6 protein-coding genes and 1 pseudogene are annotated in these 9,394 nt (G+C 38.0%); all 7 read left to right on the top strand.

Annotation, left to right across the window (positions count from 1 at the left end; translation table 11 throughout):
- Positions 1 to 801, top strand: an 801-nt coding sequence (locus tag BK127_RS41055; protein WP_305954352.1) for an ABC-three component system protein, incomplete at its 5' end; no start/stop codon positions are given.
- Positions 798 to 1,031, top strand: a complete 234-nt coding sequence (locus tag BK127_RS45985) for an ABC-three component system middle component 7 (protein WP_076238411.1) — start codon at positions 798 to 800, stop codon at positions 1,029 to 1,031. The genes BK127_RS41055 and BK127_RS45985, both read left to right, overlap by 4 nt.
- Positions 1,015 to 2,619 (top strand): DUF2326 domain-containing protein, encoded by a 1,605-nt coding sequence (locus BK127_RS41045; protein WP_076238410.1) that lies wholly within the window; start codon positions 1,015 to 1,017, stop codon positions 2,617 to 2,619. Before BK127_RS45985 ends, BK127_RS41045 begins: the two co-directional genes overlap by 17 nt.
- Positions 2,615 to 3,566 (top strand): annotated as a pseudogene (locus BK127_RS41040) (transposase); the annotation flags it as partial. The gene BK127_RS41045 and the pseudogene BK127_RS41040, both read left to right, overlap by 5 nt.
- Before the next feature lie 899 nt (positions 3,567 to 4,465).
- Positions 4,466 to 4,726 (top strand): hypothetical protein, encoded by a 261-nt coding sequence (locus BK127_RS45405; RefSeq protein WP_256711693.1) that lies wholly within the window; start codon positions 4,466 to 4,468, stop codon positions 4,724 to 4,726.
- A gap of 15 nt (positions 4,727 to 4,741) precedes the next feature.
- Positions 4,742 to 7,222 carry an ATP-dependent DNA helicase gene (locus BK127_RS41035; protein ID WP_256711692.1) on the top strand — a complete coding sequence of 827 codons (2,481 nt, stop codon included), beginning with the start codon at positions 4,742 to 4,744 and terminating at the stop codon, positions 7,220 to 7,222.
- 329 nt (positions 7,223 to 7,551) lie between these two features.
- Positions 7,552 to 8,343, top strand: coding sequence for a hypothetical protein (locus BK127_RS41030; protein ID WP_076238409.1), 792 nt, complete (start codon positions 7,552 to 7,554; stop codon positions 8,341 to 8,343).
- Positions 8,344 to 9,394: the final 1,051 nt, after the last annotated feature.

The following is a 9,394-nucleotide window of genomic DNA, read 5'->3' as shown; positions in this document are numbered from 1 at the left end:
CTTCCGTTGCCCCATAGTATATCCCTCCACTTTTATTATAGAGGTTTTCTATGTGTCTATCTATTCGGGGCAGGGTCACTGATTTTGTATGATCAAGTAGATGGCATTTGTCCATTATGCGCTAAACCACTAATGTATGATAAAACAAAGAAGGAAAAAGTGTTTGAAATTGCTCATATATATCCACTCAATCCTACGCCATCTGAACTGGTACTACTAAAAGATGAAGAGGTGTTGAGTACTGATTTAAACCATATAGATAATTTAATTTTGCTCTGTCCTACATGTCATACTAAATTTGATAAGCCAAGGACAGTTGCAGAATACAAGAAATTATTGGCTTTAAAGAAGCGATTAATTCATAAGAATAAAGTGTATGGTCAATTCAATGCATACAAAATCGAGGAAGAAATTAATGTAGTATTGGAAATGCTGGTCTCCGAAGTGCCGAGTGACCTAGAAGAAAACAAACTCAAATATGATGCTTTAAGAGTATCGGAAAAAGCTGATAATACATTGACAGCATTAACAAGAAGAGACATTGAGAATGATGTGGTTGATTATTTTATAACAATTAAGCAAAGATTTGTTGACTTAAATAAATCACGTACAGGTTCGTTTGATTTGCTCTCAAGCCAGGTAAAGACTTTCTATACTGAATTGAAGGTATCGGGTATCAGTCAAGAAGATATTTTTGACGGAATTATTGAGTGGTTTAACAAGAAGACTAATAATCATTCTAGACCTGCCTGTAGGATTATTGCTTCATTTTTTGTCCAAAACTGTGAGGTGCTTTCATGATTTATCCGAATAAGATTATTAGGTTCAACCAGTCCATTCTTGGCAAGATGTTATTTGTGATGGATAAACTTGATTCAAAAATAATAAACATCGAGGAGCTATATACCGAAACATCTGAGCATTTTGAAGAAATAAGCGAGTTTTTTTATTCTTTAGATGTCTTATATGTTCTTGATGTGATCGATTACGATCTTGAGAAAGGACTGTTAATATATGTTAAAGGAGATTAGCTGCATTATTTTCAATGAAAAAACGGTGAAATTTTATAGTGGTCTGAATGTGGTTCTTGGGGATAGTGTCGCTTCAAATTCGATTGGAAAGTCAACATTCTTGATGGTACTAGATTTCATTTTTGGTGGAAGATCATATATAGATAAAAACTCTGATGTAGTAAGCAATATCAGTGAACATGACTTCAATTATTGTTTCGAGTTTAATGGAGAACCATATTACTTCAAAAGAGGAACGAAGACTTATCAAACAGTCTTTTTGTGTGATAAAGACTACAACCCAATAGAAGAACTTGATGTTGATAAATATACACAAAAGTTAAAAGAGTTATATAAGATTGGGATAGAGGATATTTCATTCAGATCCATTGTTAGTTTGTATTCAAGGGTTTGGCAAAAATCCAATTTTGATGTTAAAAAACCATTACATGAAGTTAGCACACAAAAGAATCAGGATGTCATTAACAATTTAATTAAACTCTTTAACCAATACAATCGAATCAAGAAACTTGAGGCTGAAATAAAGGTCTTAAACGATTCGCAAAGTACTATCAGAAAAGCTGAGAAATTTAATCATATACCGAAAATAAATAAAACAACATATAATAAAAATATTCGTGAGCTGGAAAAAATTAATACTGAAATGGAGAAAACAGCGCTGGGAATCTCTTATACTGTTGCTGATATTGTTAATGCAATAAATAACGAGCTAGCTGAAGAATTACGCAATTATAAGCGCCAAAGGTCATCTCAAGAGAGTAAATTGAAAAGAATCCGAAATGATCTATCTAACAGGGAGTCACTGAATGGTCAGCAGTTTCGAAAATTGACTGATTTTTTTCCGAGTGTAAATTTAGAGAAACTTAAAGATATTGAAAAATTCCATGAATCTATCACGAATATCCTTCATGATGAATTGATAAAGGCTGAGAAGGAAATCAGCATCGAACTTGAGTATCTCCAACACAAGATTGCCGAAACCGAAGAAAAGTTAACAAATATCGTTGCCAACAAGTCAGTCTCAAAGGAAGTAATCCAACCATTAATTGAGTTGTCCTCTGTTTTGTACCAAAAACGAAATGAAAATACTGCTTACATCAAAAAACTATCAGTGGCTGACGATTTAAAATCTACGAAGGAAAAACTGTCGCTTGTAAAAAGTGAAATAATTATTGAAGTTTGCAATATTATCAACAACAAGATAGAGAGCTTTAATCAAATTGTGCATAAAGACGGTAGGCGGTCTCCGAAGATTGTTTTAACAGAAAAAAATTATTCATATGGCATTGAAGATAACACAGGTACTGGGGAAGCTTATACAAACTTGATTACGTTTGATCTGGCGATACTTGAATTAACAGCTCTCCCGATCTTGATTCATGATTCGATGCTATTTAAGAATATTGAAAACAGTTCAGTTGAGAACATAATTGATATCTATAATGTTTTTGGAAAACAGATATTCATTTCCATTGATGAAATCGAGAAATATAGTAAGGAAACTAAAAAGATCATTCAAAGTAAAAAGGTTCTGGAATTGACCAGAACAAAGTTACTGTTTATAAAAGATTGGCGTAAGAACAAATAATAGCAGAGCAGCATTAGGAATATTATATGGTAAAGTAATCGCTCAACTGGTCAAAGATGGAAGGTACGCTGTACCCAATCTTCCTCAGGGCGTCTACGCTGAACTACGGGAAGCAATGAAAATTCGCGATCATCTGTCGACTGATCGGAGCGTGGTGCAGGGACGTGTCCATAATTGGCTAGACCGGTATTTTCCAGAGTTCCTTACGGTATTTAAGGATTGGGAGTGCAAGTCAGCCATCCACTTACTAAGCCTTTATTTACTGCCGCATGAGCTTGTTTCCCTTTCAGACGAAAACCTTGCTTCTACATCTAAGAGAAGTTGCAAAGCGTGGACTTGGACTGGGTCGCGTGAAGAGTTTGAAGGCAGCTGCCGGTCGTTCTGTGGGCATAAAACAAGGTTCACAGCTTGCCAAGATGGAGCTGCGTCTTCTATTGACCCAATATGAACTGCTGCAAAAGAAGTTTGAAGAATTGGAAGCACACTTGGATGAACTGCTGATACAAATTCCGTTCGTCCCGCAATTGTTAGCGATTAAAGGGATTGGCAGAGACACCATTGCCGGATTTCTCGCTGAAGTAGGCGACATTCAGCAATACCGTCATCCAAAGCAGATCATAAAGCTTGCAGGGCTGAATCTGAAAGAAAACACCTCCGGTAAGCACAAGGGGCAAGCTAAAATTACGAAGAGAGGCAGGAAACGTCTTCGAGCCTTACTCTTCCGTGTGATGATGCCGTTGGTGGCCAAGAACGCAGCCTTTAAAGCGTTGCACGAATACTACACCAAACGACCGGATAATCCTTTGAAAAAGATGCAGTCCCTCATCGCCTTATGCAATAAGCTCATTCGGGTGCTGTTCGGCATCTTGAAAAAGGGACATGAATTCAATGAAAGCAAGATGATGCAAGATATCCCTCGATTCGCAGAGTTACTGAAGGCAGCTTAAATGTAGATATGATGAGAAATTAAGATCGTAGCGACAACAGATAAAGAAGCACGGATGAGTCGGAACGCAACTATCTTACGGACGAAGATCCTGTCGGGCAGCATATCTGACCTCCACCTCATGGACAGGTTGAATGAAGGAATGTGGGAGCATAGACTCTGTGAGACATGGGAGGGTTGACCTCAATGAGTTGATGTGGAGATCCAATAAGTGCAACCATACTTTACCGATGGAGCCACTTTTTACAGAGGGGTGGTCTAGGTAAGAACTTTTTGCGCTTTTGCCGGCCCCATATATTTCTTCATCTTCAATTCAGTTCCAAAAAAATTTCATCTGGTACATTCGTATTGCGGTCAGATTCTAAGAATACATGAGCATTTAAGAGCAAAACGTTTCCCCATAGAGGGAGGATAGTTTAAGATCATGTACGGTGAACCGTATCACAAATAGTGGTAAAGCAGAAGATCGAGTTGAATGTAGCAGCCACGTTGTTTAATGTTCATATAGCATAAATGTCCACGCATGTAGAGTGCTTATATTTAGGAAAGCCTGATCGTATATGAATCGGGCTTTCTTCTTTTCTGTAACAGTAGAAATGTGATGTCTGCTGGATTGTATAAAAATGAATGGTATATACTTGTTATCCGGATGAAGGTGTTATTAATGGTTCAAAAAAACTTTAATTATTTATTGTACTTATCTTTAGACTACCGCTCGTTGTCGTAATACTTTCACCATGTTAGATGCAAACTTTTTAAGTTAGAATTAGCAGGAGAAGGTCAGATACAACTAACGTTTTTTATAGATGGGATTATGAGTGTATTACGTTTCAATTCCTCTCTTGATAGGAAAACGGTATCAAGTGACGAAAAGAAAATCCTAAGAAATAAGGGAAGCAAATGACCACCGAATCTGAAACAATTCGTAGAATTAACGAGCAAATTCTCAGAAGCGATGCCGCTATTTGCCGTCATATTGAGAATCTCGATGCCATGGGTAGAGGCGCGGTTTCGCAGGATATTCTGTCCAATCTACGGACATTTGTCGAGCATTCAATGTTCAAAATCTATGCCCATGCCAATGTTACTGTATACAATTATCAGAACATAGAGCAGGCTATCAGCTTTGTGAAGACAAAGGGGCAACTGAAATTCCTGTGAAGGTTCCATGCCTATTTGCAAATTGTTGTTTCGCACTATACGCTTGACCCTGAAGATTCAGAGCGTGTGATGCTGAAATACTATGAGTTTATGTTAAAAATCAAAGCCTACCTGAAAACTCACTACGGGCTTGATGTGCTTGCGAATCTGGACAAATTCCCACTAAACACAGATAGAAACCTTCAGGAGTACTACGAGAAAATAGCTAAGAGGCTAAGTGGCAGAAATCATAGTACAGATATGGTTTCATCCGTTAATATGCGATACTATATTCACAAAATTAAGCCCTTCTTTGTGAATCAACGAATTTTCTACGAAGTAACCTTTGTTCCCGCGACCGGAAAAGCGAGCAAATTTGACCGCATAATTGCTTTCACAACATTAGACTTATCAAAAAACTATGCCGTGAAACTTTGGACGGTCGAAGACAACATTACTATCCTTGGCAAGACTATGCCTATCTTCATCATTGTGAGTTGGGAAGTGGCAATTCGGCCGATTGAAATAGAGAAGTTCTCCAATATTCTGGGAGGGAATTTGCAAGGTTATGCAGGCTCTGCTGAAGGACGAGGCTTGATGCAGTTCTTGACACAGACAGGGTTTAATCTTGTGGAATTGCTTTGTTTTGAAGATGCGCACTATCAGCAAATTCGTTCTAGTGTTCTCGCAGCATTTAATGCCAAGGTCAGCCATCTTTTTGACTTGTTTGACCGTTGTCGTGACATTATCGATAACAATCGACCTGGTTGCAATGTTCTGCGCTATTTACTTTATCGTATGAACAACAAGGTGATTGAAGATCAACTTGGTGGTTCTAACTCGAATCTTTCACATCTCTATTTGGCTTATGGATGTATTCCCTTTGATAAGATGCCGTTTAGTACCTCGCTTTTGCATCACAACCCGAAGCTAACTGATTTGTTGGACTGTCTTTATATTACGAACAGGATGCACGAGTTACTTGCACGTTATGTACTCAAAAATACAGGAAGTAACGGACAACTTTACACTCCACGAACGGAGCTTGAACGGTTCGGCGATATCAACACGCTTGTCAGTACCTTCAACGGAAAGCTATACAATAATCCAAAGCATCAGGCTCGCCGCTTAAAAGAGCGTAACGGTCATTTTTACATAGTTGGCTATGAAAATGACACGTTAGGGATTATTCAGAGACTCATCGATTTGTCATCTAGGGGTGTCCAGAACTATACGAACTATGTGGATGGTTGGCTCAATTCGGCAGTTCATCCAGTGGACTGCGAAGAGAAAAAAGCCTCGTTGCGACACATGTTCACCCAGTCATCTGTTGCGCTAATCTACGGTTCAGCTGGTACTGGGAAATCCACGCTTATTAATCATATTTCAAATCTATTTATGAGTCAGACTAAGCTATACTTGGCAAATACAAATCCAGCCGTTGACAATATGAAACGCAGAGTTACAGTTCAAACAGACAATACGGATTTCATGACTGTTACAAAGTTTATAAAGAAACAGAGTATACGCACAAAGTATGACATAGTGGTCATCGACGAATGTAGTACGGTCAACAACAGTGATATGAAAGATATTTTAGCAAAAGCGGAGTTTGAACTGCTTATTTTGGTAGGTGATATTTATCAAATTGAGGCTATCCAGTTTGGAAACTGGTTTAGTACGGCAAGAGGGTTTTTACCTTCATCTTCAATTAATGAGCTTACAAAACCATACAGAAGCCACAATGAAGAGTTACAAACGTTATGGGATAGGGTTCGAGGTATGGATGACAGAATAGTTGAAACAATAGCTAGAAACCAGTATTCAGCAACGCTTGATGCTTCGATTTTTATACCTGCGGAACTAGATGAGATTATTTTATGCCTGAACTATGACGGTCTCTATGGGATAAATAACATTAATCGCTTCCTTCAACAAGCTAACCCTAATCCCTCTGTCTCATGGGGACTCCAATTGTACAAAGTCGGTGACCCGATACTGTTCAATGAGTCTGATCGTTTCACGCCCGTGATTTACAACAATATCAAAGGTTGGATAGCAGGTATTAATCTTGTTGGAGATAAAATCCAGTTTGACATTGAAGTGGACAAATCAATTAACGGACTGGAGGCTCGGGACTGTGACTTTGAGCTTCTGGCGAATTCAGTGGCGGGACGTTCGGTAATTCGCTTTACAGTTGACGATCACAGGAAAGTTGATGAAAACCGTGAAGTACCAGTAACAGCAGTTGTGCCGTTCCAAGTTGCCTATGCGGTATCAATCCATAAAGCACAGGGTTTGGAATTCAATTCTGTAAAAGTTGTTATCACGGATGAAATCGAAGACCACGTAACTCATAGCATTTTTTACACAGCCATTACCCGAGCTAGAGAAAAGCTAAAAGTATACTGGACACCTGAGGTCGGACATAGAGTTCTCGGCGCGATAAAGCCGAAAGACATCAATCGAGATATCGCATTTCTAAAAGTTGCATTAAACGAATCTACAACCACATAAAGTGTCATTAGACTGTTGGATTTTGATTAAGTCTAGCGCGAGTCAGACAGAAAAGGTTTTTTTGTAGAGTGATGCGCAAGCTACTTGTTGGGCGTGAGAAAACAAACTGCTCGTATTCAGAGTTATTTGTATCGGTTTACTTATATTTATTTTTATGGTAATATGTAAGAATCCAGAAGCATCGGTGAGCCTATCGGACAGAATCCTATAGGCTTTTTTATTTTTCATTAGCCAGAACTATACAGCTTATGTGTAGCACATTGGGAGACACAACTCACCAGTTTAATTAAGAAACTACCTCTCATCTTTATAGAAAAGGTTGATGTACAGTGAGCCAAGAAAATATATTATCTGTGTCTATTCCACCCTTGATTCCATCTGAACTAATGGATGAATATAGAGATTTTATTAATCCTGCATTAAGAGATGTACTTCAGGCTACTTGTTTACGTCGATATTTAGATGGCGCTATAGATTTACTTCTGAAAGATAGACTTTTAAGTTTGGCTAACATTTCAGAGAATGAATGGAGAAAGAAAGACCTTGATAACAAGATTGTTTTGGTTAAGAATCATATAGATAAAGATGTAGCTACTAAGTATTTTAAAATTAAAAGAACAGGTAATAAAGGTGCTCATCCTGGTAATACATTTTCGGCTAATGAAATTAGAACTGCTGTTAATTATGCAGTAAATATCTTTGAAGATTTGCTTGTGGTCTATTTTAAAAAGAATAAAATAGGAACTGAGCTACCATTATTAACTCTACTTAGTTCGCTCCCTCCAATAAAGCGTGTTTACATTCTAGAGAAGGTTAGGCAGCATGATAAAAATAACTTGTGGATTGTTGACAAGTTGTCTATGGCTTACCTGAAAAGCGGGAACTACCAAAAGAGTTTGAATTTTCTAGAGTCGGTGAAGGATGATATTGGTGAAGCATACTACGAAGATTTTATATTGAAAATAGAGAATCTGAAGAAGAGTTTACATCATTTTGATATATCGAAAAATAATGAAGACGTAGCAAGAATATTCAATATATTGATACATGATGAGTATTTCACAAAATATCCAGAGTTTACAAATATGTTTTGTGTATTAGTGTCAGGTTACAACTATTAGTAAATGCTAGAAAGTGATGCCGGTTTTTCTATTTCACGTAAAAGAAGCTCAAGCGCTAATCGGCCAGGGCTTCTTTTTATTTGTAAGGGATAGGTCGGTAGCAAAACTAGGCCGAAACTGGAAGGGGACAGTATATGAACCGATATGGCGTGCATACAGTAGGAATGACAAGGTAGCAACCATCCCGGATAAGCTTGCCCGGGTTTAGGATTCGTCTTTCGCTTCCAAGGACGCTAACGCTTGATATTAGACCGCACCCTTCGGGGCTAATGAGACGCCGTGTTCATTCATAACAGGTACGATAGAAAGTTAAGCCACCGATAACTTGGCCGCCGACTACTTCGCTTTCCTTCAGTGCATGCTATGAAGGAATGGTCATAGCTGTTGCAGTGGGTATAAAAGGTTGAAAACTATGTGCCGCGGCAACTCTTTGGATAGATGGTATTTCAATATATTTATGCAAGCACGCACCCGTAGCTATATTTGGGCCCAATAAAAAAACAAAGGTAATCGAAATGGGAGCTGTGGTACGCTAAGCCCATATTCTATAGGTGAAATCCCGTCAGGAATGTGGGATGAAGAATTGAAATTTATTAAGGAGAAGATTGCAGAGTATAAAATTGAATTTTTGACTAAGAGGGTCGTTAAGGAACAACTTTTATTTGAAACTGAAATTAGAACTATATTAAACAATGATGGGTATAAGGTATTCGACGCATTGTTTTACTGGGAAGATTAATGAAAAACAATACTGTCTTTTATACAAAAAAAGAAGCCACAAATTGTGGCTTGGTAAGGGATTCTAACGGGACACGATAGCAGAGGAGCTTGCAGCGATGTGGCGCCTTTTTTGATTCTCATTGAAGTAATGGGCAGTTTGGCGGAACAATACAGAAAGGAAATTTCTCTGATATATCGAATCAATAACAATCATGGTTCAGGAGCAGTTAAAATCAAATTGCTTATGAGTTGATTTGTCACGGTGAATTATTTCAACTTCTTGATGAATTCATCAAGATCGATAGTTAAAGAGGTTGGTCTGTAAGGAAGC

This window comes from Paenibacillus sp. FSL H7-0331 (genome assembly GCF_001956045.1).
The sequence above is the reverse complement of the archived record's forward strand: the minus strand, read 5'-3'. Positions and strand labels throughout refer to the sequence as shown.